Origin of the sequence: Microbacterium sp. BK668 (assembly GCF_004362195.1) — a bacterium.
Lineage (GTDB): Bacteria > Actinomycetota > Actinomycetes > Actinomycetales > Microbacteriaceae > Microbacterium.
This window is the reverse complement of sequence record NZ_SNWG01000002.1, coordinates 272,756-297,682: the sequence shown is the minus strand read 5'-3', so window position 1 is coordinate 297,682 and position 24,927 is coordinate 272,756. Positions and strand designations below refer to the sequence as shown.

At 71.8% G+C, this 24,927-nt stretch carries 24 protein-coding genes; 4 read left to right on the top strand and 20 right to left on the bottom strand.

Annotated elements, in window-relative coordinates:
• Nucleotides 1-5: 5 nt before the first annotated feature.
• The 9 genes from EV279_RS15310 to EV279_RS15270 all read right to left on the bottom strand — a co-directional run bounded on the left by EV279_RS15310 (nt 6) and on the right by EV279_RS15270 (nt 7,846).
• Nucleotides 6-1,157 (bottom strand): hypothetical protein, encoded by a 1,152-nt coding sequence (locus EV279_RS15310; protein WP_133545513.1) that lies wholly within the window; start codon nt 1,155-1,157, stop codon nt 6-8.
• A gap of 192 nt (nt 1,158-1,349) precedes the next feature.
• Complete coding sequence (locus tag EV279_RS15305) at nt 1,350-2,849, bottom strand: pyridoxal-dependent decarboxylase (RefSeq protein WP_347876863.1); 1,500 nt, start codon at nt 2,847-2,849, stop codon at nt 1,350-1,352.
• Between the two features lie 103 nt (nt 2,850-2,952).
• The gene (locus tag EV279_RS15300) at nt 2,953-3,270 is read right to left on the bottom strand and encodes a hypothetical protein (RefSeq protein WP_133545511.1); all 318 of its coding nucleotides are present in this window, start codon (nt 3,268-3,270) and stop codon (nt 2,953-2,955) included.
• A gap of 212 nt (nt 3,271-3,482) precedes the next feature.
• Complete coding sequence (locus EV279_RS15295) at nt 3,483-4,313, bottom strand: SseB family protein (RefSeq protein ID WP_133545509.1); 831 nt, start codon at nt 4,311-4,313, stop codon at nt 3,483-3,485.
• On the bottom strand, nt 4,297-5,043 hold the full coding sequence (gene priA / locus EV279_RS15290; RefSeq protein WP_133545507.1) for a bifunctional 1-(5-phosphoribosyl)-5-((5-phosphoribosylamino)methylideneamino)imidazole-4-carboxamide isomerase/phosphoribosylanthranilate isomerase PriA: 747 nt from the start codon (nt 5,041-5,043) through the stop codon (nt 4,297-4,299). Before priA ends, EV279_RS15295 begins: the two co-directional genes overlap by 17 nt.
• A 54-nt stretch (nt 5,044-5,097) precedes the next feature.
• The gene (gene hisH, locus EV279_RS15285) at nt 5,098-5,748 is read right to left on the bottom strand and encodes an imidazole glycerol phosphate synthase subunit HisH (RefSeq protein WP_133545505.1); all 651 of its coding nucleotides are present in this window, start codon (nt 5,746-5,748) and stop codon (nt 5,098-5,100) included.
• A complete protein-coding gene (gene hisB / locus EV279_RS15280) occupies nt 5,745-6,347 on the bottom strand; it encodes an imidazoleglycerol-phosphate dehydratase HisB (protein ID WP_133545503.1) in 603 nt (200 codons plus the stop codon). The genes hisH and hisB overlap by 4 nt, the downstream gene beginning before the upstream one ends.
• Nucleotides 6,344-7,438, bottom strand: a complete 1,095-nt coding sequence (locus tag EV279_RS15275; protein ID WP_208109578.1) for a histidinol-phosphate transaminase — start codon at nt 7,436-7,438, stop codon at nt 6,344-6,346. The genes hisB and EV279_RS15275 overlap by 4 nt, the downstream gene beginning before the upstream one ends.
• Before the next feature lie 30 nt (nt 7,439-7,468).
• A complete protein-coding gene (locus EV279_RS15270; protein WP_133545497.1) occupies nt 7,469-7,846 on the bottom strand; it encodes a LysM peptidoglycan-binding domain-containing protein in 378 nt (125 codons plus the stop codon).
• A 259-nt stretch (nt 7,847-8,105) separates the two neighbouring features.
• On the opposite strand from EV279_RS15270, the gene lexA reads away from it, so the two are divergent.
• Both lexA and EV279_RS15260 read left to right on the top strand, forming a co-directional pair.
• On the top strand, nt 8,106-8,786 hold the full coding sequence (gene lexA, locus EV279_RS15265; protein WP_133545495.1) for a transcriptional repressor LexA: 681 nt from the start codon (nt 8,106-8,108) through the stop codon (nt 8,784-8,786).
• A 203-nt stretch (nt 8,787-8,989) separates the two neighbouring features.
• Nucleotides 8,990-10,576 (top strand): hypothetical protein, encoded by a 1,587-nt coding sequence (locus EV279_RS15260; protein WP_133545493.1) that lies wholly within the window; start codon nt 8,990-8,992, stop codon nt 10,574-10,576.
• On the opposite strand, the gene metE is transcribed toward EV279_RS15260, so the two are convergent.
• Together metE and EV279_RS15250 are read right to left on the bottom strand one after the other, a co-directional pair.
• Nucleotides 10,566-12,902, bottom strand: coding sequence for a 5-methyltetrahydropteroyltriglutamate--homocysteine S-methyltransferase (gene metE / locus EV279_RS15255; protein ID WP_133545491.1), 2,337 nt, complete (start codon nt 12,900-12,902; stop codon nt 10,566-10,568). The genes EV279_RS15260 and metE overlap by 11 nt on opposite strands.
• The gene (locus EV279_RS15250; protein WP_208109577.1) at nt 12,899-13,912 is read right to left on the bottom strand and encodes a methylenetetrahydrofolate reductase; all 1,014 of its coding nucleotides are present in this window, start codon (nt 13,910-13,912) and stop codon (nt 12,899-12,901) included. Before EV279_RS15250 ends, metE begins: the two co-directional genes overlap by 4 nt.
• Nucleotides 13,913-14,167: 255 nt before the next feature.
• Here EV279_RS15250 and EV279_RS15245 point away from each other — a divergent pair, with 255 nt between their 5' ends.
• Nucleotides 14,168-16,096, top strand: a complete 1,929-nt coding sequence (locus EV279_RS15245; protein ID WP_133545487.1) for a prolyl oligopeptidase family serine peptidase — start codon at nt 14,168-14,170, stop codon at nt 16,094-16,096.
• Here EV279_RS15245 and hflX read toward each other — a convergent pair.
• Nucleotides 16,093-17,610, bottom strand: coding sequence for a GTPase HflX (hflX, locus tag EV279_RS15240; protein WP_133545485.1), 1,518 nt, complete (start codon nt 17,608-17,610; stop codon nt 16,093-16,095). The genes EV279_RS15245 and hflX overlap by 4 nt on opposite strands.
• Before the next feature lie 152 nt (nt 17,611-17,762).
• Between hflX and EV279_RS15235 the strand changes: the two genes are divergently transcribed.
• Complete coding sequence (locus tag EV279_RS15235; RefSeq protein WP_133545483.1) at nt 17,763-18,404, top strand: methyltransferase; 642 nt, start codon at nt 17,763-17,765, stop codon at nt 18,402-18,404.
• 38 nt (nt 18,405-18,442) lie between these two features.
• On the opposite strand, the gene dapF is transcribed toward EV279_RS15235, so the two are convergent.
• The 8 genes from dapF to EV279_RS15195 all read right to left on the bottom strand — a co-directional run bounded on the left by dapF (nt 18,443) and on the right by EV279_RS15195 (nt 24,778).
• Nucleotides 18,443-19,315 carry a diaminopimelate epimerase gene (dapF, locus tag EV279_RS15230; protein ID WP_133545482.1) on the bottom strand — a complete coding sequence of 291 codons (873 nt, stop codon included), beginning with the start codon at nt 19,313-19,315 and terminating at the stop codon, nt 18,443-18,445.
• Between the two features lie 35 nt (nt 19,316-19,350).
• A complete protein-coding gene (locus EV279_RS15225) occupies nt 19,351-19,584 on the bottom strand; it encodes a hypothetical protein (RefSeq protein ID WP_133545481.1) in 234 nt (77 codons plus the stop codon).
• On the bottom strand, nt 19,581-20,501 hold the full coding sequence (gene miaA / locus EV279_RS15220) for a tRNA (adenosine(37)-N6)-dimethylallyltransferase MiaA (RefSeq protein ID WP_133545480.1): 921 nt from the start codon (nt 20,499-20,501) through the stop codon (nt 19,581-19,583). Before miaA ends, EV279_RS15225 begins: the two co-directional genes overlap by 4 nt.
• A gap of 4 nt (nt 20,502-20,505) precedes the next feature.
• Nucleotides 20,506-22,059, bottom strand: a complete 1,554-nt coding sequence (gene miaB, locus EV279_RS15215; protein WP_133545479.1) for a tRNA (N6-isopentenyl adenosine(37)-C2)-methylthiotransferase MiaB — start codon at nt 22,057-22,059, stop codon at nt 20,506-20,508.
• A gap of 99 nt (nt 22,060-22,158) precedes the next feature.
• Nucleotides 22,159-22,785 (bottom strand): regulatory protein RecX, encoded by a 627-nt coding sequence (locus EV279_RS15210; RefSeq protein WP_243728642.1) that lies wholly within the window; start codon nt 22,783-22,785, stop codon nt 22,159-22,161.
• Nucleotides 22,786-22,847: 62 nt separating this feature from the next.
• Complete coding sequence (recA, locus tag EV279_RS15205) at nt 22,848-23,900, bottom strand: recombinase RecA (protein ID WP_133545475.1); 1,053 nt, start codon at nt 23,898-23,900, stop codon at nt 22,848-22,850.
• A 293-nt stretch (nt 23,901-24,193) separates the two neighbouring features.
• Complete coding sequence (locus EV279_RS15200; protein ID WP_133545473.1) at nt 24,194-24,418, bottom strand: DUF3046 domain-containing protein; 225 nt, start codon at nt 24,416-24,418, stop codon at nt 24,194-24,196.
• 42 nt (nt 24,419-24,460) lie between these two features.
• On the bottom strand, nt 24,461-24,778 hold the full coding sequence (locus EV279_RS15195; protein WP_133545471.1) for a helix-turn-helix transcriptional regulator: 318 nt from the start codon (nt 24,776-24,778) through the stop codon (nt 24,461-24,463).
• Nucleotides 24,779-24,927: the final 149 nt, after the last annotated feature.

The window sequence follows — 24,927 nt, the reverse complement described above, 5'->3', positions numbered from 1 at the left end:
GGCGCCTAGCGCGTCGCGACGAGGACGCGGACGAGCCCGCGCCCCTCGACGAGGGGGGTGAGGGCCTTGCCGATGATGGCACCCAGTGCCCGGGAGGCGTCGGCCACGCGCTGGGAGTGGCCCTGCGTGCGTGAGGTCGTCAGCAGGTCTCCCGGGCGGATGGGGCCGGCCCCGGCGTCGGCGAGACACCAGACCTTCCCCATGAGCGCCACCGGGACGCCTCCGCTGTGATGATCCAGGACGACGGCTGGGCGGACGCCCCCGCCTCCGGACACGATCCCCGCGACGGCCACGTCGTATTCCGCTTCACAGGGACGGACTCGGCCGTCGGCTCCCACCGAGACGACCGTTCCCGGCGCCAGGTGGGGGTCGACCGCGGTCATGGACTCCGCATAGTCTGCGCCCGCCAGCAGCACATCGCCGGTGACCTCGAGATTGCCGTCGACGATGACGCGACCGGCGAACTGACCGGCCGGATTCCCCTGCCCGAAGATGGCCGGACCGTTGCCTCCGAGCTGGAAGCCGCATACCGCCGCCTTCCCCGCGCCCGTGGCCACGCCCTTCACGCCGTCCGCCGTCGCCTTCCCATCACCCCAGACGCCGGCGGCGCCGGCCTCGGGAGGCGCGTTGGTCTCGCCGAAGACCCCGATCCATTGGCTTCCGGTTCCCACGACTCCGACGACACCCTGACCTTCGACCCCGCGACCCCGGATGCTCTGGCCGAGCACTCCCGGCCCACCATCGCCCTCCGTGGCCAAATGGAAGCCGCCGACGCCCATGGCGCCCGGCGCGCGGGCGTGACCCTTCACGCCCGCGCCGCCCTCGAGACCGTCGCCCCACACGCCCGCGGGCCCGTTCTCGGTGCCGTGCGTCTCGCCGTACACCCCGATCCACGACCGCCCGATCCCCGAGACGCCCACGGCCGCGTCGCCGCTCACGCCGTGACCCCCGGTCGTCGACCTGCTGGTTCCGAACACTCCGTGCCACGTCTCGCTCTCCCCGAACACGCCCGTGGCGCGGCTTCGTCCGTGCACGCCGACGCCCGCTTGGTCGGAGGCGTTGTCGTTCACCCCCAGCACGCCCGCACGCTGAGCGGCATGGCTCAGGCCCGAGACCCCTTCCTCGGCATCCGACACACCCTCGACCCCTGCGGCCATCTCGACCTCCTGCGTTCGTCCCGCGCGCGCGGGAGCTCCTACTCTCGGTTGGTCAGGCCCGCGCGGCGAGCAGCGCAGAGATGGTCCGGGTTCCCCTGTTCCCCGGCGTAGGCCTCCGCCCCTCAGGGTCCTCTCCGGCCCGCCGCCGGTCAAGGGCGATCGGACATCCCGCCGCGCGACCGCGGACGGCGGTCAGCCGCCGATGCCGACCGCCTCGGCGCCGCGGGCCACCGCGTCGATTGTGCGGCGGACCGCCTCGGCATCCGTCCCGCGATTGCTCACAGCGAAGCGCACGACCGTGCGCTCCCGCCAGCGCGACGAGGATGCCCACACGGTGCCCTCGGCGCGCAGCCACTCGCCGAGGGCGACGGTCTGCGCGTCGGTGGGCCCGGCCAGGCACACCTGGGTGAAGACGACGTCGTTGACCACGCTGAGGCCCGGGATGGCGCGGAAGCCCTCCGCGAGGGCGGTCGCGGCATCCGCGAGTCCTTCCACGAGCGCGACGACGCCGCTGCGCCCCAGGTGACGGAGGGCGGCCCACACCGGAACGCCACGTGCCCGGCGGGACAGCTCGGTGACCCGGTCGTAGGGGTCCGGAATGCTTTCGACGGCCGGAAGGTACGCCGCATGTGCGCCGAGCGCCGCGGCCATCGCAGCCTCATCCCGCACGATCGCGAGGCCGCAGTCGTAGGGCACGTTGAGCGTCTTGTGCGCGTCTGTCGCCCACGAGTCTGCGTGCTCGAGTCCGACGGTCAGGTGCCGCAGGCGAGGGGATGCCGCGGCCCACAGTCCGAACGCGCCGTCGACGTGCACCCACGCACCCGCGAGATGGGCGACGTCGATCGCGGCGGCGAAGTCGTCGAAGGCACCGGAGTGGACGTCCCCCGCCTGCAGCGCGACGATCGCCGGCCCCTCGCCCTGGTGCAGTGCACGCTCCAGGCCTGCGACGTCGATCCGTCCCTGGGCGTCGGCGCCGACCGTCACGGGCGCGCCGAGGCCCGACATCCTCCCCGCGAGAACGACCGAGGTGTGCACGGCGTCGCCCGCGAGGAAGCGCACGCGGGGCGCGTGCTGCAGACCCGCGGCCGGGTCGGCGCCGCGTTCCCGGACGACGGCGTCGCGCGCAGTGATGAGACATGCGAGGTTGGCGCTGGTGGCGCCGGTCGCGAAGCCCACGCCGCTGCCCGCGGGAAGTCGCAGGAGGTCCACGAGCCAGCGTGCCGCGGTCTCCTCGACGGCGGCGGTCGCGGGCGTCGGCTGACGCGAGCCGGTGTTCTGGTCCCACGCCGACACGAGCCAGTCCGCGGCGAGGGCGGCGGGATACGCCCCGCCGATGACGAAGCCGTAGAAGCGCGACGAGCCCATCGCCATGAGGCCGGGCTCTGCGGCGGTCGCGAGCTCGTCGACCACTTCGGCGGCATCCCGTCCGTCGTCGGGGAGCTCGTGCTCGAGCCGGGAGAGGATGCCGTCGACGTCGAGCTCGGGCCGGATCGGCCGTTCCTCGACGGAGGCGAGCCACTCCATCGCCCGTCGATGCGCGATGTGCAGAGGCCGGCGGTACTCGCCGCCCGAACCGTCGCGCCCGTCGGCGGCGTCGCCTGCTTCGGCCCGGTCGCCCCGGGGGTCTCGGGACCCGGCGTCGTGCCGAGCCCAGTCGTGGATGGTGTTGTGCTCCCGCGTGTCGTCGCTCATCAGCGCGCCTCTCCGGCCCCGTCGCCGTGCCCATCCTTCGCCCCGACCTGCCGGCGTCGCAAGAGCCGGAGCCGTGCCGCCGCAGAGATCCGCCGGGGTCGCCTCACGGCAGCCCTCGGTTGCGGCGTTCTGCGCGCGGGGCCGCGAATCGGCGCGACTGAACGGATTGCGCGGCGTCCAGTTGCGCCGAATGGCGGCGGGATCCGCCGATCGCCGCAAGCGAGCGCGAGAAGGCTGAGGCGGGTTCGCGGGGAAGGGCACTTTCGTAGAGCCGCCACAGCCGCTGGTGCACGCCCAGCGACCACCAAGCACCGAGACCGCACAGAAGGGCGACAAAGTTGAGGATCAACAACAGCCACCACAGCGCGCCCCACCCCAGATCGCCGAACATCGGCGCCATGCCGATGAGGATGATCAGCATGCCGACGGCGACAGCCGGGAGCACCCAGCCGGGCAGGCGATTCCACCATCGGGCGAGAACGTCCTGGACTATGCGCCGAACAATCACCTGGGTGGCGGGGTCAGGATGAGACCTCCCCCGCTGCGCCGCATCGAGTACCTCAGCCCGTGTCGCATACGCGAGATCACTCCACCTCCCCCGCACCCGAGGCGCATATCGGTCTCTGTCCGTCATCAGCTGCCGCGGACGAGCTTCACCGTCAGCGAGTCGACGAGCACCGCGATGCGGTCGTCGGCGGCCCAGCGCTTGGCGAGCCGCGCGAGGACCGCGTCGAGCTCGGTCTGATCGAGGCCGGGCATGAGGGTGAGGCGTACGACGAGTTCGGGGCCGCGGAGCCTCCCGGTGGGGTCGCCGGGCGCGACGGCGAGATCGAGGACGGCGAGCTCGCCGCCGATGCTCGCCTGCAGACCCGCGAAGACCTCGGGCGACGCGTAGCTCGGCTCCCACGCGTGCCCCTGGGCGATCGCCCACAGCGCGGGGCGGCGCAGCACGAACTCGGTGGGCGACGTGGGGTCGATCACGATGAGGTCGGTGTCGTCCTCGGCGGCGGCGAGCGCCGTGCGCAGGCCGTCGGCGGGGACGGGCCTCGCCGAGGCATCCCATCGGGAGAGCGCGTCGACCGACGTGAACACCGGCAGGACGCGCCTGCCGTCGGGGGCGGCGACGGTGACGATCGACAGCTCCTGCGTCTTGTCGACGGCGAGGCCGTGCGCGCCGATCCCCACGTCGCCCTTCTCGGCGACGAGGGGGATCAGCAGGCGCGCCGCGCGGTACGCCTCGACGACCGCGACGGGATCGCCCGTGCCCTCGTGGAACGCCAGGAGCGCGGCGAGCAGGCGCGGATTGGCCGAGCCGTCGTCGCCGGAGTGCGGGTTGGCCTGGAAGCTCCGCCCGTGCCACGGAACGCCGGCGGAGTCCGCGGCGTGGTCGGCGTGGCGGTGCCCAGCCGATCCGGGACCGCCCTCGACTCCGTCGGGGTCGTCGGGATCAGTCTCCGGCGACATCCAGCGCCTCGGCGAGCGTGAATGCGCCCGAGTAGAGGGCCTTGCCCACGATCGCACCCTCGACGCCGAGCGGCACCAGGTCGCGGAGCGCCGCGATGTCGTCGAGGCTCGAGATTCCGCCCGAGGCCACGACGGGCTTCGGAGTGCGGCCCGTGACCTGGCGGAGCAGGTCGAGGTTGGGGCCGCGGAGCGTGCCGTCCTTCGTGACGTCGGTCACGACGTAGCGGCTGCAGCCGGCGTTCTCCAGGCGGTCCAGCACCGTCCAGAGGTCGCCTCCCTCGCGCGTCCAGCCGCGTGCGGCCAGCGTCGTTCCCCGGACGTCGAGGCCGACGGCGATGACGTCGCCGTAGCGGCCGATGACGTCGGCGGCCCACTCCGGGTTCTCGAGGGCGGCCGTGCCGAGGTTGATCCGCGCGGCGCCGGACTCGAGGGCGGCCTCGAGGGTCGCGTCGTCGCGGATGCCGCCGGACAGCTCGACCTGCACGCCCTTCACCTGCTTGATGACCTTGCGCAGGATGGGCGCATTCGTGCCGCGCCCGAAGGCGGCGTCGAGATCGACGAGGTGGATCCACTGCGCGCCCTGCTTCGCCCACTCCAGGGCGGCCTCGACCGGGTCTCCGTAGTTCGTCTCGGATCCTGCTTCGCCCTGCGTGAGGCGGACGGCCTTGCCGCCCGCGACGTCGACGGCGGGCAGCAGGATCAGTTCGGGCCGGGAGGCGAAGTCGTTCATGAATCCTCAGTGCGTGATCGTGGTCGCGGGATCGGCCCCGCGGTAGGCACGAGTTCAGAGGGTAGCGGCGCCCAGCCCGTCGATCCAATTGGACAGCAGACGGATGCCGGCCCGCCCGGACTTCTCGGGATGGAACTGCGTCGCCGAGAGCGGCCCGTTCTCGACCGCGGCGAGGAACGGCGTCGCGCCGTACTCGCACCACGTCAGGGTCGGCGTCGGGAACGGGGCCTGCGGCTGCATGGTCCACTTCTGCGACCCGAACGAGTGCACGAAGTAGAACCGCTCCTCCTCGATCCCTCGGAAGAGGCGGGTGCCCTCGCCCACCTGGACGGTGTTCCAGCCCACGTGCGGCAGGACCGGTGCGTCGAGCTCCGTCACCGCACCGGGCCACTCCCCCAGTCCCTCGGTGTCGACGCCGCGCTCGACGCCGTGCTCGAAGAGCACCTGCATGCCGACGCAGATGCCGAGGACGGGGCGCCCGCCGGCGAGGCGCCGGCCGATCAGCTCTTCGCCGCGGCTGGCGCGCAGAGCCTCCATGACCGCGCGGAAGGCGCCCACGCCGGGCACGACGAGACCGTCCGCCTCGAGCACGAGCGCGCGGTCCGACGTGAGCCGCGCGTCGGCGCCCGCGGCGTCGAGCGCCTTGACGGCGGAGTGGACGTTGCCCGACCCGTAGTCCAGCACCGCCACGACGGGACGCGTCACAGGGCGCCCTTGGTGCTCGGGATGCCGTCCACGAGCGGATCGAGGGCCTTCGCCTGACGGAACGCCCGGGCGAAGGCCTTGTACTCGGCTTCGGCGATGTGGTGGGGGTCGCGGCCGGCGAGCACGCGCAGGTGGACGGTGAGGCCCGCGTTGAAAGCGATCGCCTCGAACGTGTGCCGGACCAGCGAGCCGGTGAAGTGGCCGCCGATGAGGTGGTGCTCGAAGCCCGCCGGCTCGCCGGAGTGGACCAGGTAGGGACGACCGGAGATGTCGACGACCGCTTGGGCGAGCGCCTCGTCGAGGGGCACGAGCGCGTCGCCGTAGCGGGCGATGCCGGCCTTGTCGCCGAGGGCTTCGCGGATCGCCTGACCGAGGACGATGGCGACGTCCTCCGCGGTGTGGTGCGCATCGATGTCGGTGTCGCCCGACGCGCGCACGGTGAGATCGGTCAGCGAGTGCTTGGCGAACGCCGTGAGCATGTGGTCGAAGAACGACACCGTCGTGTCGATGTGACTGCGGCCGCTCCCGTCGAGGTCGAGCTCGAGCTCGACGGTGGACTCGCTCGTCGCGCGGCGCAGCGACGCGATGCGTGCGGTCATGCCTTCGAGTCTATCGAGGCAAGTGCGTCCAGGAAGGCGGTGGTCTCCGCCTCGGTGCCCGCCGACACCCGCAGGTGCCGCGGGATCCCGACGTCGCGGATCAGCACGCCTCGGTCGTAGAGGTCCTGCCACGTGCGTGCCGGGTCGTCGACGTTCCCGAACAGCACGAAGTTCGTCCAGGACTCGTGCGGGTCGTAGCCGAGCGCGTCGAGGGTCGCCGAGATGCGGTCCCGCTGGGCGATGATCTCATCCACCATGTGGAGCATCGTGGGCGCGTGGCGGAGGGCGGCGACCGCGGCGGCCTGCGTGAGCGCGCTCAGGTGATACGGCAGGCGCACCAGGCGGAGAGCGTCGATGACCGACGCGTCCGCGGCGAGGTAGCCGACGCGCGCGCCCGCGAAGGCGAAGGCCTTGCTCATCGTCCGCGAGACGATGAGCCGCTCGCGGCCCGGAAGCAGCGTGAGCGCCGAGCGCTCGTCGCGCGGAGCGAACTCGAAGTACGCCTCATCGACGACGACGACGCCATCGGTCGCGTCGTACACGGCTTCGATGACGTCGAGGCCCATCGGAGTACCGGTCGGGTTGTTGGGCGCGCAGAGGAAGACCACGTCAGGCGAGGCATCCGCCACCTGGGATGCCGCGCTCTCGGCGTCGACGACGAAGTCGCGAGCGCGCTCGCCCGCGACCCACGTCGCTCCCGTCGCCCGCGCGAGCAGGGGGTACATCGAATACGTGGGCGAGAAGCCGAACGCCGTGCGGCCCGGTCCCGCGAACGCCTGCAGGACATGCTGCAGCACCTCGTTCGACCCGTTCGCCGCCCAGATCTCATCGCGGGTCAGGCCGTGGCCCAGGTAGTCGGCGAAGCTCTCGCGCAGATCGGTGAACTCCCGGTCGGGGTACCGGTTGACATCGCGCAGCGCCTGCGCGACAGCATCCAGTATGTCGTCGGCGACCTCCTGCGGCACCGGATGGGTGTTCTCGTTGACGTTCAGCGCCACCGGGAGCGGCGCCTGGGGTGCGCCGTACGGCTTCAGTCCACGCAGATCGTCGCGGAGGGGAAGCTGATCGAGACTGCTGCTCACCCCTCCCATCGTAGGCGGCGCAGCCGTGGCGGCCGCGGCTCAGGAGCCGGGCGCATACTCCGTCGGCAGGGCGATCCGCTGCCCCGCCGAGACCTCGACGCCCTCGAGCGCGTTGAGCCGCACGATGGCGTCGACGACGTCACGGGGATCGGCACCAGGGGCGATCTCCTGCGCGATCGACCAGAGCGAATCGCCGGCGCTGACGGTCATCGTCTCGAACGATCCGGCGGGGGCGCCGGCGTCGCGCGACGCGAGGGCGGACGACCCGCCCAGGAAGACGGCGACGCCGAGGACCACGAGCGCGGGGTACGCCGCGAGGAGCGTCAGCACGCGGCGTCCGCGCGCGGTGAGGCGCAGGCGGGTGGCGGGAACGGCCCGGGCCGTCAGCCGGGGGGTCTCGAAGCCGATCGCGGTCATGGTGTCCTCCTGGAGGGAAGAGATTCGCATCCGCCGCTCGGCCGGGAGCGGCGGGATGCGAACCTGCGTTCCGAAGTTATCTTCGATACAATCCGGTGTCAAGGAAGTCGGCTCCGCCCCGACCGTCGAACGCGACACGCGCACGCTGCTGCTCGCCATCGCCTTCTCGACCGGATACGGTTTCGACACAGACACCCCACCACGGGCCTCCGACATTCGAAGACCGCTGCCCTCCCCGGCGCGAGACAGGAGCTGCGAGATGAGCGATCCGAGCGGCCGCGAACGGCCTCAGACCCGGCGGCGCAAGAGCCTGAGCGACAAGCAGCTCGCGATCCTCGAGGTGATCCAGCGGTCCATCGCGCGGCACGGGTATCCGCCGAGCATGCGCGAGATCGGCGACGCGGTGGGGCTGAAGTCGCTGTCGAGCGTCACGCACCAGCTGAACCAGCTCGAACTGAGCGGCTATCTGCGCCGGGACGCCGGCAAGACGCGCGCCATGGAGGTCCTCATCGACCTGCCCGGCGCGGCGGCCGAGAACCCCGCCGACACCGCTCCCGCCGTCGGCGACGCGGCCCTGGTCCCGCTCGTCGGCCGGATCGCGGCGGGCGTCCCGATCACGGCCGATCAGCAGATCGAGGAGATCTTCCCGCTTCCTCGGCAGCTGGTCGGAAAGGGCGACCTGTTCATGCTCAAGATCGTCGGGGAGTCGATGATCGACGCAGCCATCTGCGACGGCGACTGGGTCGTGGTCCGGTCTCAGGCAACCGCGGACAACGGCGACATCGTGGCGGCCATGCTCGACGGGGAGGCGACGGTGAAGGCGTTCCGGCAGCGCGACGGGCACACCTGGCTCCTCCCGCGGAATTCGGCGTTCGAGCCGATCCTCGGCGACGAGGCGGTCGTCCTCGGCAAGGTCGTCGCGGTCCTCCGCGCCGTCTGACCGCCGCGCCGGGCCCTGCCGCCGCGCCGGGCCCTGTCCCGCCGCCGCGCCGGGCCCTGCCGCCGCGCCCGGCCGACGAGCACGGCTCGGACGCGCCTCGCCCGTCGTGGGCGAGCGCGCAGGCCCGGCCATGGTCAACCTCGCGCCCCGCGGGCACAATGGCGGCAAGGCGGCGGGGACCGCCTCGATGAGAGGTGGGGAAGATGGCGACGTCCGAGATCGACGACCTCCGCGCGGAGGTCGACCGGCTGCGCGCCGAGAACGACTCGCTCCGCACGACCCCCGTCGAGCCGCTCCCGGGCGAAGGGTCGTCCGGCGCCGCGCGACGGCCGGGCCGGTGGCGCGCCTTCGTCTCCGCGCTTCTCATCGTCATCGCGGCCCTCCTCGTGCCCGTGTCCATCGTCACCGCGTGGGCGCGGGCCGAGCTGGTCGATGAGGAGCAGTTCGTCAACACCCTCGCACCGCTGGCCGACAGTCCCGCGGTGCAGAACATGCTCATCGACGAGACGATGGATGCCGTCAACGCCCAGGTGGACTTCACCGAACTGACGTCCAACGTCTTCGACGGCATCTCGCAGCTCGGCCTGCCGCCCCGCGCCCAGAGCGCCCTCGAGCTCCTCCAGGCCCCGGCCGCCCAGGGCCTCGAGAACCTCGTCACGACCGCCGTCACGCGCGTCGTGCAGTCCGACCAGTTCGCCGACGTGTGGGCCACCGCGACCCGGGGCGTGCACCGGGCCCTCACGACCGCCGCGACGTCGGACGGCGGAGGCGTCGTCGTGATGACCGACGACGGCGTCGGCATCCAGCTCGGCACCATCGTGGAGCGCGTCAAGCAGAACCTGCTCGACCAGGGAGTCGGCGTCGCGCAGATCATCCCCGCGGTCGACAAGGTCGTGATCGTCGGAACGGGTGAGACCCTCGTCACGATCCGCACGGTCTACGCCCTCGCGACGACCCTCGGCTGGTGGCTGCCGGTCATCACGCTCGCCCTGTTCGGGCTCGGCATCCTCATCGCCCGCAAGCGCAGCGTCGCGATCATTGGAACGGGCATCGGATTCGCGCTCGGCGGCGGCGCCCTCGCGCTCGGGTTCGCGATCGGCTATCCGGTCGTCGGCCAGGTGGCGGCCCAGCTGGACCTCTCCGTCGCCGGCCTGGATGTCATCTACACCCGGATGATCGACTCGATGCGGCAGACGGCGTCGATCGTCGCGCTGCTCGGCGTGTTCATCGCCGTCCTCGGCTGGTTCCTGGGCTCGTCGGCGCCGGCGAGGCGCTCGCGCGGCTTCATCGGCGGACTCAACGCCTCCGCCCGCCGGTCGCTCGCCGGCGCCGGCCTCAACACCGGCGCGTTCGGGCTGTGGCTCGCCCGCTACCGGGTGCTCGTGCGCACGATCATCGCGGTGCTCGCCGTGCTGTGGCTCTACGCGCTGCGCCCGCTGTCGCTCGGCGACGTCGTGCTCGTGCTCCTCGTCTCGTTCGGCGTCGCATGGATCCTCGAGCTCCTCCAGAAGCGGCCCGACGAGCTCGTCGCTCCCACGATCGACGAGACGCTCGCCGACGCGGAGGCCGCCGCCGCCGACGCGGAAGCGGCCGCCGCAGACGCCGAGGCGTCGGCCGCGGCGCTCCAGGCCTGGAGCGACTCCGAGATCACACCCGACGGGCACGCCGCCGAAGAGCTCGTCCCGGCGGACGCGCCCGCCGCGGGTGTTCCGGATGCCTCGGCTCCGCCCCTCGCAGAAGGCGGCGCCGAGGCATCCACGCCGGCGAAGAAGCCGCGTCCTAGACGCTGACCTCGATGCCCTGGCGCACGAGGCGCGTCGCCTCGACGACGTTCTGGAGCGACGCGACCGTCTCGGGGTAGGCACGCGTCTTCAGGCCGCAGTCCGGGTTGACCCAGACCTGCCGGAGCGGGAGCTCGTCGACGGCGCGGCGCAGGAGGTCGGCGATCTCTCCGACCGACGGCACGCGCGGCGAGTGAATGTCGTACACGCCCGGGCCGACGCCGTGGGAGAAGCCGGACTCCGCGATGTCGGTGATGACGTCGCCGCGGCTGCGCGCCGCCTCGATCGACGTGACGTCCGCGTCGAGCGCCGCGATGGCGTCGATCACGACCGCGAACTCGGAGTAGCAGAGGTGCGTGTGCACCTGCGTCGCCGTCGCCGCGCCGGCCGTCGCCAGACGGAATGAGCCGACCGACCAGTCGAGGTATGCCGGCTGTTCTGCGACCTTGAGGGGGAGCAGCTCCCGCAGCGCCGGCTCATCGACCTGGACGATCCCGATGCCGGCGGCCTCGAGATCGGCGATCTCGTCGCGCAGGGCGAGGGCGACCTGGTCGGCCGTCTCGCCGAGCGGCTGGTCGTCGCGCACGAACGACCACGCGAGGATCGTCACGGGGCCCGTGAGCATGCCCTTGACCGGGCGCTCGCTGAGCGACTGCGCGAAGGCGGACCAGCGCACCGTGATCGGTGCCGGACGCGAGACATCGCCCCACAGGATCGACGGGCGCGTCGCACGCGAGCCGTACGACTGCACCCAGCCGTTGCGGGTCACGGCGAAGCCGTCGAGATTCTCGGCGAAGTACTGCACCATGTCGTTGCGCTCCGCCTCGCCGTGCACGAGGACGTCGAGGCCGAGCTCCTCCTGGAGCCCGACGACCGCCGTGATCTCCAGCCGCAGCAGCTGCTCGTACTCCTCCGTCGAGATCTCGCCGCGGTCGTGCCGGCCGCGGAGCCGCCGGATGTCCGGCGTCTGCGGAAACGATCCGATCGTCGTGGTCGGCAGGAGCGGGAGCCCGAGAGCCGCCTCCTGTGCGGCCACGCGCTCTTCGTAGTCGCCCCGCTCGAAGTCCACGGGGGTCAGCGCCGCGGCGCGCCTCCGCACGGCGCCGTCGCGCACGCCCGGCGCGCCGCGGCGGTCTTCGAGGGCGACGGATGCCTCCGCGAGCTGTCGCGCGATGGCCCCGTGGCCCTCGACGAGACCCCGGGCGAGAGTCACGACCTGGCCGACCTTCTGATCGGCGAACGCAAGCCAGGAGACGAGGCGGGCGTCGAGGTCGGGCTCGTCGGCGACGTCGTGCGGAACGTGCTGCAGCGAGGTCGAGGTACCGGCCGAGATCGCGCGGGCACCGAGGTCGGCGAGCTCTTCGAGCCTCCGCCACGCGGCTTCCTGGTCGCCGCGCCAGACGTTGCGACCGTCCACCACGCCGCCGACCAGCACCTTGTCCGCAAGGCCCGGCACCGCCGCCGGGACGGTTCCGCGGGTCAGGTCGACCGCGATCGCCTCGACAGGCGCCGCGGCCAGCACCGCCCATGCCTCGGAGGAAAGCTGCGCGTAGGGGGTCGCCACGAGGATGTCGGGTCGGTCGGGAGAGGCGCCGAGGACTGCGTAGGCGCTGGCCGCAGCCACGGCGAGCTCGTGGGCAGGAGCCGGCAGGCTCTCGCTCACGAGTGCCGGCTCGTCGAGCTGCACCCACTCTGCGCCGGCCGCGCGGAGGGAGGCGAGCAGCTCCGCGTAGACGGGCAGGAGGTCGGCGAGACGATCGAGCGGGCGGAAGCCGTCGGGCGCGGCATCCGACGCCTTCGCGAGCGCGAGCAGCGTGACGGGGCCGACGACGACGGGCCGCGTGACGAAGCCGTCGGCGCGCGCTTCCACGATCTGGCGTGCGAAGCGGTCGGTCGAGAGCGCGAACACGGTCTCGGGGCCGATCTCGGGCACGAGGTAGTGGTAGTTCGTGTCGAACCACTTGGTCAGCTCGAGGGGGGCGATCGCGCCCGCGCCGCGGGCGGCGGTGAAGTAGGCCTCGAGTCCGAACGCGCCGTCTGGGCCCCGGAGGTGTGCGAAGCGCTGCGGCAGCGCGCCCACGGCCACCGCGGCATCCAGGACCTGGTCGTAGTACGAGAAGGACTCGGGGATCGACGAGTCGTCCCGGCCGAGCCCGAGCTCCGCGAGCCGCTCGCGCGTCGCGCGCCGCAGGTCGGCGGCGGTCGTCTCGAGCGCGGCCTCGTCGAGCGCGCCCGACCAGTGCGCCTCGACGGCGCGCTTGAGTTCGCGGCGACGCCCGATGCGGGGGTAGCCCAGGATCGTGCCGGCAGGGAATGCGGTGGGTGTGTCGGTCATCGTGCGGCCTCCAGTTCGGATGGGTGGTGGGTTTCGGATCGGCGGGTGGGCTCGGATCGGCGGGTCGGCTCGGATCGGCGGGTCGGGATGCCGGCCTCGCGGAGCACCGCGAGGACGGCGTCGTGGGAGTTGAAGGCGTACAGATGGACGCCCGGGGCGCCGCCGTCGACGACTTCCCGCGTGAGGCGGGCTGCGGCGGAGACCCCGACAGCGCGGCGCCCCTCGGCGGTCGGCTCGACCTCGAGCGCGACGGCGAGCTCGCCCGGCAGCTCCTCGCCGGTGAGCTCCAGCACGCGGCGGAGGCGCCCGGGCGACACGATCGGCATGATGCCGGGGAGGATCGGGATGCCGACACCCGCCCGACGCGCCCGCTCGACGAAGCAGAGGTAGTCGTCGGCGTGGAAGAAGACCTGGGTGATGGCGAAGGTCGCCCCCGCCGCCTGTTTCGCGAGCAGGGCGTCGATGTGCTCCCGAGGATGCCGGGAACGAGGATGCCCGTTGGGGAATGCGGCGACCGCGATGTCGACGCGGCGGCGGCCCGCGACGCGGACGGCGCCCGGCACGCCGGGGATCGAGGCCTCGGTGTACGGCGCGCGCTCGGCCTGCACCCGGTCGATGAGCTGGACGAGCTGCGCGGCGCTCTCGAGGTCGCCCAGGAACGCGTCGTCCTCCGACGCCCCGGCGGGCGGATCGCCGCGCAGCGCGAGAAAGCTCGTGATGTCGGCGTCGAGGAACTCCCGGATGAGCCTGTTGGCGCCCTCGTACGTGTTCCCGACGCACGTGAGGTGCGCGAGCGGCTCGACGCCGGTCGCCCTGATGCGGCGAAGGACGTCGAGCGAGGCCCCGCCGGTGGAGCCGCCCGCGCCATAGGTCACGGAGATGAACTGCGGACCGGCGTCGGCGAGCACGCGAATGGTCTCCCCCAGCTCTGACGCAGCCGCGTCGGAGCGGGGCGGGTAGAGCTCGAAGGAGAACGGCACCGAGCCGGTGGAGCGCTGATCAGCGGGCATGGCGTGCAATCGGGAGAGGACGGATCCGGCCGGGCGGCCGCGGCGCCGTGCACGCCCTCGCGGGAGGAGGCACGGTGTCATCGCGGGCGGGTGCCGGGCTCGGCTGTCGCTCCACGCCCCGGTGACGGGACGACGATGCGACCACGGTAGAGGAGCTGCCGAGGCGGGCACGACCTGTATGACCGACTGTTTCGAGTTCCATAACGGCAGAGGCATATCTCGATAGGTATGTGCCGTCGGCGTAGATTGGGCCCCATGGCGCGGAAGATTCCGTATGGATCCTGGCCGTCCCCCGTCACGGCGGCGGCGGTGTCGGCGGCATCGCCCCGGCTGGAGGGTGCACGCTTCGTCGGCGACGAGATCTGGTGGGGCGAGAGCCTTCCCGAGGAGGGCGGGCGCACCGCCGTGCGCCGGCGCCGGGCCGACGGCTACGTCGAAGACGTGCTGCCGTTCCCGTGGAACGCGCGCTCCCGCGTGCACGAGTACGGCGGAGGGTCGTGGACGGCCTCCGACGACGGGCGCCTCTTCTTCGTCGAGAAGGCGGACCAGCGGATCTGGGCGGCGTCCCCCGGCGAGCCGCCCGTGCCGCTCACAGCGGCCGAGCCCGGAGTCCGCTTCGGCGGGTTGAGCTACCAGGAGGGGGTGCTGCTGGCGGTCCGGGAGATCCACGGCGAGACCCCCGCGCCCCGGCGGGACGTCGTCTCGGTGGCCACGCGCGGGCTGTGGCGCGTCGTCGACCTGACTGCCGACAGCGACTTCGTGGCGCAGCCCGCCCTGTCACCCGGTGGACGTCATCTCGCCTGGGTGGCCTGGAATCATCCCGACATGCCGTGGGACCGCACGGAGCTGCGTGTGGGGCGCATGCAGGGCGGCATCGTCGCGGAGTGGACGACGATCACGACCGGCGCGACGTCGAGCCTGCAGCCCGTGTGGACCGACGCGGACGACCTGCTGTACCTCGACGATCAGACCGGACGTTGGAACATCTGGCGCATGCATCTGGACGCGGATCTCGACCACGAGGACGTCGCGCCCGCCGACGCCGACACGGGCGGGCCGCTGTGGGTGCTGGGATCCCGCTGGTATGCGCCCCTCCAGGACGGGCGCATCGTCGCCGTCCGGACGAACGGGTCGGATGACGTCGTCCTGATCGACCCGCGCACTCGGGTCTCGGAGTCGCTCGGACTCGTAGTCACGGCGAACGCGGTCATCGAAGACGCCTCGGGGTCGCGCGTGCTGGTGTCGGGATCGGGTGCGGCCACGCCGCCGGGCATCTGGCTCGTCGACGTCGAGGAGCGGACGTCCGAGCGCATCGCGGGGACGGCGGCGCCCTGGGGCGACGAGTGGATGCCGCAGCCCCGCGCCGTGACGTTCGACGGGCCCCACGGGCCCGTGCACGCGTTCGACTTCCCGCCCACGCATCCGGACGTCGAGGGACCCGTCGACGCGCGCCCGCCCTACGTCGTGCTCGTGCACGGCGGGCCGACGTCGCACGTCGCCGGCGCGGCATCCGGCAAGGTCGCGTTCTTCACCAGCCGCGGTATCGGCGTCCTCGACGTCAACTACGGCGGCTCCACCGGCTACGGACGGGACTATCGGGAGCGCCTGCGCGGTCAGTGGGGCGTCGTCGACGTCGACGATGTCGCCGCGGCCGCGGCGGGCCTGGCGGGAGAAGGGCGCGCGGATGCCGCACGACTGGCGATCGAGGGAGGCTCCGCGGGCGGCTGGACCGTCCTCGCTGCACTCGTCGGCACCGACGTCTTCTCGGCGGGGATCTCGCGCTACGGGGTCGGCGACGCCCGTGCCCTCGCCGAGGACACGCACGACTTCGAGGCGCACTACCTCGATGGCCTCATCGGCCCGCTGCCGGCCGCCGAGGAGGTGTATTCGGAGCGGTCGCCGCTGAGCCGACCGGAGCGCTTCCGAGTGCCCCTGCTGCTGCTGCAGGGCGCCGACGACGAGGTGGTGCCGCCGTCGCAGTCCGAGTCGATCCGGGATGCCCTCGTCGCCCGCGGCGTACCCCACGCGTATGTGCTGTACGAGGGTGAGGGACACGGCTTCCGCAAGGCGGAGACCGTCATCGACGTCCTGGAGAAGTCCTACGCATTCCTGGGACAGGTCTTCGGGTTCGACACGCCGGGCGTCCCGGCGCTCGACCTGACCTCGGAGCCGGGCTCGGGCTAGCCGGTGAAGGGCGCGAGCTCCGCGGCCAGGCGCGGCGACACGTAGGCGTGCACGGCCGTCCCGTCGGCCTCGTGCGACTGCGAGACGAGGTGCCCGGTCTCGTGGATGGCCGAAACGAGGTCGCCGCGGTCGTAGGGCACGACAGCCCGCACCTCGACCTCGGGCAGAGGCAGAGCCGACTCGATCGCCGCGCGGAGCGCGTCGATGCCCTCACCCGTGCGCGACGAGACGAAGAGCGCCTGCGGCTCGAGGCCGCGCAGCAGCATCCGTTCGTCCTCGGCAAGGAGGTCGGCCTTGTTGAACACGACGATCTCGCGGGTGTCGCGCGCGCCGACATCGCCGATCACGTCGCGCACGGTCTTCAGCTGCGCCGCGGGATCCGGGTGCGAGCCGTCCACGACGTGGAGGATGACGTCGGCCTCGCCGACCTCCTCGAGCGTCGAGCGGAACGCCTCGACCAGCTGGTGGGGCAGGTTGCGCACGAATCCCACGGTGTCGGTGAGCGTGTACGTGCGTCCGTCGGCCGTCTCGGAACGGCGGACCGTCGCATCCAGCGTCGCGAACAGCGCGTTCTCGACGAGCACCCCCGCCCGGGTCAGGCGATTGAGGAGGGACGACTTGCCGGCGTTGGTGTACCCCGCGATGGCGACGGACGGGACGGTGTTGCGCTTGCGCTCGGCCCTCTTGGCATCGCGCGCCGGGGCGAACTCCCGGATCTGCTTGCGCAGCTGCGCCATGCGGGTGCGGATGCGTCGTCGGTCGAGCTCGATCTTGGTCTCACCAGGACCGCGCGAGCCCATTCCCGCGCCACCGGCGCCGACCTGGCCACCGGCCTGCCGGCTCATCGAGTCACCCCACCCGCGCAGGCGCGGGAGGAGATACTCGAGCTGAGCGAGCTCGACCTGCGCCTTGCCCTCGCGGCTCTTCGCGTGCTGGCTGAAGATGTCGAGGATGACGGTGGTGCGGTCGATGACCTTGACCTTCACGACGTCCTCGAGCGCGCGACGCTGGCTGGGGGCCAGCTCGGTGTCGGCGATGACGGTGTCGGCGCCGACCGAAGCCACGATGTCGCGGAGCTCTTCGGCCTTGCCGCGCCCGACGTACGTCGCGGGGTCGGGGTGAGGACGCCGCTGCAGGACGCCGTCGAGCACGACCGCTCCGGCTGTCTCGGCGAGAGCGGACAGCTCCCGGAGCGAGTTCTCGGCATCCTCCTGCTCGCCCTGCGGGTGCACGCCGACGAGGACGACGTTCTCGAGGCGCAGCTGCCGGTACTCGACCTCGGTGACGTCCTCGAGCTCCGTCGACAGGCCCGGGACACGGCGCAGCGCGGCGCGCTCCTCCCGGTCCCACTGCTCGCCGTCGGTGTCGGCCCGCGAGATCGTCGTCTCGTCCTGCAGCGCCTGTGCGGCGCCGAAGACCCGCACACCAGATCGCGCGTCGGCGCGCGCCAGCACCCGGTCCACCGGGTCCACCGGGGTCTCGTCCGTGCTCTGGGGTGTCGTGGTGTCTGTCATGTGTTCCTTCCGGGATGCCTGATCGCAGCGCTCGGGTCGAATGGTCGACATCTTCCATCCGCCCGCGGCGCCCGAAGCCGAGGCCCTCAAACTCTACGCTCCCGCGCCCTCACCCTCCCGCGCACCGGCGCTTCTTCGCTACGCTCGACGCCATGACGGGGGACCACTACTTCAGCGCGTCGCCCGCCAGTCCCGAGAACCTGCGACGCATCCGGGTCCGCCTCGCCGGCCGCGACGTGGAGGTCACGACCGCGGGAGGGGTCTTCAGCCCCGATCACGTCGACTCGGGTACCGGCGTCCTGCTGGCGAGCACTCCTCCGGCTCCACCCGGCGGTGATCTGCTCGACCTCGGCTCCGGCTGGGGCCCGATCGCGCTGACTCTCGCGCTCGAATCGCCCCGGGCAACGGTCTGGGCCGTCGACGTGAACGAGCGGGCGCTCGACCTCGTCCGACGGAACGCGGACGCGCTCGGCGTCACCAATGTCAACGCGGTGCTGCCCGACGATGTTCCCGGCGAGGTCTCTTTCCGCACGATCCGCTCCAACCCCCCGATCCGAGTCGGCAAGAACGAGCTGCACGGCCTGCTCGAGCGCTGGATCCCCCGCCTGGACGAGCGCTCGGACGCCTGGCTCGTCGTGCAGCGGAATCTCGGGTCGGATTCGCTGCAGCGCTGGCTCTCCGCGACCTTCGAGAACGGCTACAGCGTCCACCGAGCGGCGACCGGTCGCGGGTTCCGCGTCATCAAGGTGCGTCGGCACGGGACGCCGCGAACGGGCGCGGTCGAGCTGCCCTGATCCGGTCCGCGTCGCGCGATCACGAGGGGCGGGGGACCTCAGACGAGCGAGACCTCGCCGGAGAACACCAGGGTCGCAGGTCCCGACAGCAGCACGTGGCGCTCGTGGTCCACGTGGGTCACGCGCACGCCGAGGCGTCCTCCGGGGACATCCACGACCCAGCGATCGGGCGCGGCGGAGCCTGCCCAGTGCCGCACGGCGAGCGCGGAGGCGGCGACCCCCGTGCCGCAGCTCAGCGTCTCGCCGACCCCGCGCTCGAAGACCCGCATGCGGATCGCCCCGACGCCGTCTCGCACCAGCGGATCGTCGGGGACGACGAACTCGACGTTGGCGCCGCGCTGCGGCTCGGGGTGCAGCTGGGGACGAACGGACAGGTCGAGGGTGTCGAGCTCGCCGGGCACCGAGAGCGCGACGACGACGTGCGGATTGCCCACATCGATGCTGAGCCCCGGACGCGGCACCGGCAGCCCGCGGGCGCGCACGAGGGTCTCGGCATCGTCGATCCGGAACTGTCCGAGGTCGACCTCGAATCCGAGCTCGCTGCGCGTCAGCGGCAGCGGGCCGTTGCGCGTGCCGATGAGGATCGTCGCGCCATCGTCGAGCGAGGCCAGTCCCGCCTCGAGCAGGTAGCGCACGTAGACGCGGATGCCGTTGCCGCACATCTCGGCCTTCGATCCGTCCGCGTTGCGGTAGTCCATGAACCACTCGGCGCCGGCCGCCGCAGCGGCCTCTCCCTCGTCGATCGCCGTCGTCCGCACGACGCGCAGCACCCCGTCCCCGCCGACGCCGAACCGGCGATCGCACAGAGCCGCGATCTGATCGTCGGAGAGATCGAGTTCGCCGGCGGGGTCGGGCACGATCACGAAGTCGTTCCCCGTCCCGTGGCCCTTGGTGAACGGGACGAGAGGCATCCTCCGATTCTAGGGATCCTGCAGCGCGCCGGGGTTCAGGATGCCGCGGCCGGCCCGTCGTAGCCGGCCGTGACAGTGCCGATCACCGCGTCGCGGCCGATCACCGCGTCGCGCTCGGCCGCCACGAGGAACAGCTCGGGCTGCACCCGGAGCTTCCGCTCGATGTCGAGGCGAGGATCGTTCCACGGCCGGGTGACGCCCGCCGCATGCCACAGCGCGATGACCGCCTCGGTCTCGCCCGGAGCGAACGGGCGCACGACGATCGTCAAGTGAGCTCCGTGACGAGAGCGGATGCCGCGTGCCCCGCCGCCACCCACTGCACGTCCTCATAACGGCGGAACCACGACACCTGGCGGCGCGCATAGCGCCGTGTGAGCTGCTGCGTCTGCGCGATCGCCTCCTCCTGCGCCAGCTGGCCGTTCAGCTGCGCGAGAGCCTGCGCGTAGCCGATCGCGCGTCGGGCCGTGACCCCCTGCTCGAGTCCGCGCTTCCGAAGGGACGCCACCTCGTCGACGAGGCCGTCGCGCCACATGCCCTCGACCCGATCGTCCAGCCGCTCGACCAGGTCCTGTCGCGGCACCGAGACGCCGACGATCCGGGTCTCGGGGTGCCAGAGGACCGGCGCCTCGGGGAGCGCCGCCCCGTGCGTCGGCGACCCCGTCGCCAGGACCTCGAGCGCCCTGACGATGCGGCGCCCGTTGCGCGGGTCCATCCGCTCGGCGGTGGCGGGGTCGAGCTGCCGCAGGCGGGCGTGGAGCGCGCCCGGCCCCTGCTCGTCGAGCTCGGCCTCCAGGGTCTCGCGCAGGGCAGGGTCTCGCGGCGGGAAGCGGAAGTCGAACAGCACGCTCGAGACGTAGAGCCCCGATCCTCCGACCAGCACCGCGTCGGACCCGCGCGCGTGGACGCCGGTGATCGCGGTGCGAGCAGCATCCTGATACCACGCCACGGCCGCGTCATCCGTCACGTCCAGCACGTCGAGAAGGTGGTGAGGGATGCCGCGACGATCGTGCTCGGGGAGCTTGGCCGTGCCGATGTCCATGCCCCGGTAGAGCTGCATCGCATCGGCGTTGACGATCTCGGCCGACCGTCCTCGCGCGCCGAGGGCCTCGACGAGGTCGAGCGAGAGCGCCGTCTTGCCCGTGCCGGTCGCGCCGACGAGGGCCCAGAGCGCGGGCGACCGGCTCACCGATTCATACGCCGGCGCGGAGAGTCGGCAGACCCAGCGACACGGCGCGCTTCGCGCCGGTTCCGCCTGCCGGCGGCGCGGGCACGGCGCACGACTCCGCGAGCGAGCGGTCCCACGCGTCGCCGGCGCGCGTGCGACGGATGCGCAGCGGCGCGCCGTCGGTCGAGTCGGCCAGCAGGTGGAAGGGAGCCGCGTGGGTCACGGTGACGCTCACCACGTCGCCCGGTCGCGGCAGATCCGAACCCACGGGCACTTCGAAGTGGACGAGCCGGTTGTCCTCGGCGCGCCCCGTGAGGCGGTGCGTCTCGGCATCCTTCTTGCCCTCGCCCGTCGAGACCAGGACCTGCAGTTCGCGCCCGAGCTGCCGGTGGTTCTCTTCGAGCGAGATGCGCTCCTGCAGCGCGGCGAGGCGGTTGTAACGCTCCTGCACCACGGCCTTCGGCACATGACCCTCCATCGTGGCGGCGGGCGTCCCCTCGCGGATGGAGTACTGGAATGTGAACGCGCTCGAGAAGCGGGATGCCTCGACCACGCGCATCGTCTCTTCGAAATCCTCGTCGGTCTCGCCGGGGAAGCCGACGATGATGTCGGTCGTGATCGCGGCGTCGGGCATCCTGGCGCGCACGCGGTCGAGGATGCCCAGGAACCGGTCGCTGCGGTATGAGCGGCGCATCGCCCGGAGGATGCGGTCGCTTCCCGACTGCAGCGGCATGTGCAGCTGCGGCATGACCGCCGGCGTTTCGGCCATCGCGTCGATGACGTCGTCGGTGAACGCGGCGGGGTGCGGGCTGGTGAAGCGTATGCGCTCGAGTCCCTCGATCTCTCCGGCCGCGCGCAGCAGCTTGCCGAACGCCTGGCGGTCGCCGAACTCGACGCCGTAGGAGTTGACGTTCTGGCCGAGGAGCGTGACCTCGATGGCGCCGTCGTCGACGAGCAGCCGCATCTCGTTGAGGATGTCTCCGGGCCGGCGGTCCTTCTCCTTGCCGCGCAGGCTCGGCACGATGCAGAAGGTGCAGGTGTTGTTGCAGCCGACCGAGATCGAGACCCACCCGCTGTAGACGGAGTCGCGCCTCGTCGGCAGCGTCGACGGGAAGACCTCGAGCGACTCGAGGATCTCGAGCTCGGCCTCCCCGTTGTGCCGCGCACGCTCGAGAAGGCTCGGAAGCGAACCCATGTTGTGCGTGCCGAAGACGACGTCGACCCAGGGCGCCTTGTCGAGCACCGCCTGCTTGTCCATCTGTGCGAGGCAGCCGCCGACGGCGATCTGCATGCCGTCGTGCTGCTGCTTGCGCGACTTCAGGTGCCCGAGGGTTCCGTAGAGCTTGCCCGCCGCGTTGTCGCGCACGGCGCACGTGTTGATCACCACGACGTCGGCTTCTTCGCCGATCTCCGCGCGCACGTAGCCCGCGCTCTCGAGCGAGCCCGAGAGCCGCTCGGAGTCGTGGACGTTCATCTGGCAGCCGAACGTGCGCACCTCGTACGTGCGCAGGCGCCCGTCGACCGCCGTCGCGGCCGGCGAAGGCGCGATCAGCGCGGGCGCGGAAGAAGGGGAAGACATGATGTACACATTCTACGAGTCGCCGTTCTGCGCGGCCTCCGGAACCGACCCGGACGCGGCCGCGCCGATGCAGCCACAACGACACGGCCGCGCCGCGGGTCAGCGGAAGCGGACGCCCGAGGACCCTCCCGGTGCCTCTTCGAGAGCCATCCGCGCCGCGGTGAGGGACAGCGAGCCCGCAAAGCCGCGGCGAGCCAGCTGACCGGTCAGCCGGCGCAGCGCGGTATCGCGATCAAGCGCGCCCATCGCCCCGGCCTTGCCGCGCGCGAAGTCCAGGGCACGCTCCAGGTCGTCGTCGGGCAAGGCGGCCAGCGCCGCATCTGCGACGTCGCGCGGGATGCCGCGCTTGGCGAGCGTCTGCGCGATCGCGGCGCGTCCCTGGCCCTTCCGGTCGACTCCCGCGTGCACGAGCTGCTCGGCGAGCGCCGCGTCGTCGAGGTAGCCGTACTCCTCGAGAGATGCCAGGACGCCGTCTGCGTCCGCATCGACCAGGTCGTATTCTCGCAGCACTGCACGAGCCTCCGAGATCGACAGCGACCGCGTGCGGAGCTTCTTGAGAAGCCCCTTCTCGGCGAGTTCGCGCGAGTGCGTCACCGATCGGTCGTCACCCGCTCCCCCCGGCCGCTCTGACACCCAGGTGGGATGCCACGCTTCGCCCGCCGTCGATCGCGCCTCGCCCACCCCTTCGTCGTCGACGTCGGTCGCTCCGCCGAACAGCGGGATCACGGGGGCGAGCCCGGATTCACGCGATTCGCGGCCGTGAGGCTCGTCCCCGTCACGCCGACGCATCAGGCCGGGCGGCGCTTCGCCAGCTCGTCTTCCGCGGGAGCTTCGGAGTTCCGAGGCACGCCGATGCCGAGCTTCTCTTTGATCTTCGACTCGATCTCGGCCGCGACATCCTCGTTCTTGAGAAGGAAGTTGCGGGCGTTCTCCTTGCCCTGGCCGAGCTGCTCGCCGTCGTAGGTGTACCAGGCACCCGACTTCTTGACGATCCCATGCTCGACGCCGAAGTCGATGAGGCTGCCCTCCCGCGAGATGCCCACGCCGTAGAGGATGTCGAACTCGGCCTGCTTGAAGGGCGGCGCCATCTTGTTCTTGACGATCTTGACGCGCGTGCGGTTGCCGACGGCATCGGCGCCGTCCTTCAGCGTCTCGATGCGGCGGATGTCGAGACGCACCGACGCGTAGAACTTGAGCGCCTTGCCGCCGGCGGTCGTCTCGGGCGAGCCGAAGAACACGCCGATCTTCTCGCGCAGCTGGTTGATGAAGATCATCGTGGTGTTGGTCTGGTTGAGACCACCCGTGAGCTTGCGCAGCGCCTGCGACATGAGGCGGGCCTGCAGGCCGACGTGCGAGTCGCCCATCTCGCCCTCGATCTCGGCCTTCGGCACGAGGGCGGCGACCGAGTCGATCACGACGAGGTCGATGGCGCCCGAGCGCACGAGCATGTCGGCGATCTCGAGCGCCTGCTCACCGGTGTCGGGCTGCGACACGAGGAGCTGGTCGATGTCGACGCCGAGCTTCTGCGCGTAGTCGGGGTCGAGGGCGTGCTCCGCGTCGACGAACGCGGCGATGCCGCCGGCGCGCTGCACATTGGCGATCGCGTGCAGCGTCAGCGTCGTCTTGCCGGACGACTCCGGACCGTAGATCTCGATGATGCGGCCGCGCGGCAGACCGCCGATGCCGAGCGCGACATCGAGCGCGATGGAGCCGGTCGGGATCACCTCGACGGGTGCGCGCTCGTCACTGCCCAGCCGCATGACCGAGCCCTTCCCGAACTGCCGGTCGATCTGTGCGAGAGCCGACTCGAGGGCCTTCTCGCGGTCAACTGCTGATGGCATGGCGTGCTCCTAATGCTCGCGTTCCGTCGCCTGTAGGCTGTCGCGCTCCGACCCGGTGGGACGGATGCTGCGACAAGGCGTGAGGTGTCGTTCGACGCTGCTCACGTTAGAGAGGGGCTCCGACATCGGTCGTCGCTCCCTCCCGAACGGTGGACAGGCGCTCTTCGACACCCGCTGTGCAGGAGCCTATTCCTCCATCGAACGCACGTTCGATGACACGCCGCGGAAGCGGCGTTCGGCGGCCGAGCGGGCGCAGCGACCCGAGGGATCGACGACGCGCCGCGGGAGCGGTGTCAGCGTCGCTTCGGCTCCAGGCGCCCCGCGCCGTAGCGCCGCTCGGGCGGCACGTCGGTCTCGGCGCAGAGCGCGAGCCAGATCTCTCGCGGCGGGATGCCGGCATCCATCGCCTGCCTGGCGGTGCGGTCGCCGAGAGCAGGCAGCACGAGATCCGCCATCAGCGCGCCCGCGCGAGGGCCGAACTCGGCCTCGACGGCGCGCTCGAACTCACTGCGGCGCATGGGCGGACGTACTTCCAGCCGGTTCCTGGGCAGCGGGAAGGATCAGCGCAGCGACAGCTCGGGCTGCAGGTCGGAATCGAGACCGGCCAGGTCGTCGGGGACGACGTCGGGGAAGGTCTGCAGGCCCTCGAGGACCGAGATGCGGTCTCCCACCTCACGCATGATGGTGGAGATGGGGACGTCGAGTGCATCGGCGACCGAGGCGAGGATCTCGCTCGACGCCTCCTTCTGACCGCGCTCGACCTCGCTGAGGTAGCCGAGGGCGACGCTTGCGCGGCTGGCGACCTGGCGAAGAGTGCGGCCCTTCTGGAGGCGGAAGTCGCGCAGGACCTCGCCGATCTCGTGACGAACCAGGATCATGCGGGCCCCCTCTTCACTTCCGCCGTCATCCGGGTGGACAACAGTACAACACCGTCTACGGTCAATCTAATCCTGTGCGCTGGGTATCGGGTGGGAATCACCGAATGTAACCGACTCGAAACGTCGGGCATTCCCGTGCGGGCGAAGAC

Coding starts and splice junctions, on each gene's coding strand:
- metE (WP_133545491.1), bottom strand. CDS start 12,902: ATGACCGACACACCCACCGCATTCCCTGCCGGCACGATCCTGGGCTAC.
- hisB (WP_133545503.1), bottom strand. CDS start 6,347: ATGACCGCACGCATCGCGTCGCTGCGCCGCGCGACGAGCGAGTCCACC.
- EV279_RS15270 (WP_133545497.1), bottom strand. CDS start 7,846: ATGACCGCGATCGGCTTCGAGACCCCCCGGCTGACGGCCCGGGCCGTT.
- EV279_RS15200 (WP_133545473.1), bottom strand. CDS start 24,418: ATGCGCCGCAGTGAGTTCGAGCGCGCCGTCGAGGCCGAGTTCGGCCCT.
- miaB (WP_133545479.1), bottom strand. CDS start 22,059: ATGTCTTCCCCTTCTTCCGCGCCCGCGCTGATCGCGCCTTCGCCGGCC.
- EV279_RS15260 (WP_133545493.1), top strand. CDS start 8,990: ATGGCGACGTCCGAGATCGACGACCTCCGCGCGGAGGTCGACCGGCTG.
- hflX (WP_133545485.1), bottom strand. CDS start 17,610: ATGACAGACACCACGACACCCCAGAGCACGGACGAGACCCCGGTGGAC.
- EV279_RS15300 (WP_133545511.1), bottom strand. CDS start 3,270: ATGCTGATCATCCTCATCGGCATGGCGCCGATGTTCGGCGATCTGGGG.
- EV279_RS15245 (WP_133545487.1), top strand. CDS start 14,168: ATGGCGCGGAAGATTCCGTATGGATCCTGGCCGTCCCCCGTCACGGCG.
- priA (WP_133545507.1), bottom strand. CDS start 5,043: ATGAACGACTTCGCCTCCCGGCCCGAACTGATCCTGCTGCCCGCCGTC.
- EV279_RS15310 (WP_133545513.1), bottom strand. CDS start 1,157: ATGGCCGCAGGGGTCGAGGGTGTGTCGGATGCCGAGGAAGGGGTCTCG.
- EV279_RS15250 (WP_208109577.1), bottom strand. CDS start 13,912: ATGCCCGCTGATCAGCGCTCCACCGGCTCGGTGCCGTTCTCCTTCGAG.
- recA (WP_133545475.1), bottom strand. CDS start 23,900: ATGCCATCAGCAGTTGACCGCGAGAAGGCCCTCGAGTCGGCTCTCGCA.
- EV279_RS15275 (WP_208109578.1), bottom strand. CDS start 7,438: ATGGGAGGGGTGAGCAGCAGTCTCGATCAGCTTCCCCTCCGCGACGAT.
- lexA (WP_133545495.1), top strand. CDS start 8,106: ATGAGCGATCCGAGCGGCCGCGAACGGCCTCAGACCCGGCGGCGCAAG.
- EV279_RS15295 (WP_133545509.1), bottom strand. CDS start 4,313: ATGTCGCCGGAGACTGATCCCGACGACCCCGACGGAGTCGAGGGCGGT.
- EV279_RS15235 (WP_133545483.1), top strand. CDS start 17,763: ATGACGGGGGACCACTACTTCAGCGCGTCGCCCGCCAGTCCCGAGAAC.
- dapF (WP_133545482.1), bottom strand. CDS start 19,315: ATGCCTCTCGTCCCGTTCACCAAGGGCCACGGGACGGGGAACGACTTC.
- EV279_RS15305 (WP_347876863.1), bottom strand. CDS start 2,849: ATGAGCGACGACACGCGGGAGCACAACACCATCCACGACTGGGCTCGG.
- EV279_RS15195 (WP_133545471.1), bottom strand. CDS start 24,778: ATGATCCTGGTTCGTCACGAGATCGGCGAGGTCCTGCGCGACTTCCGC.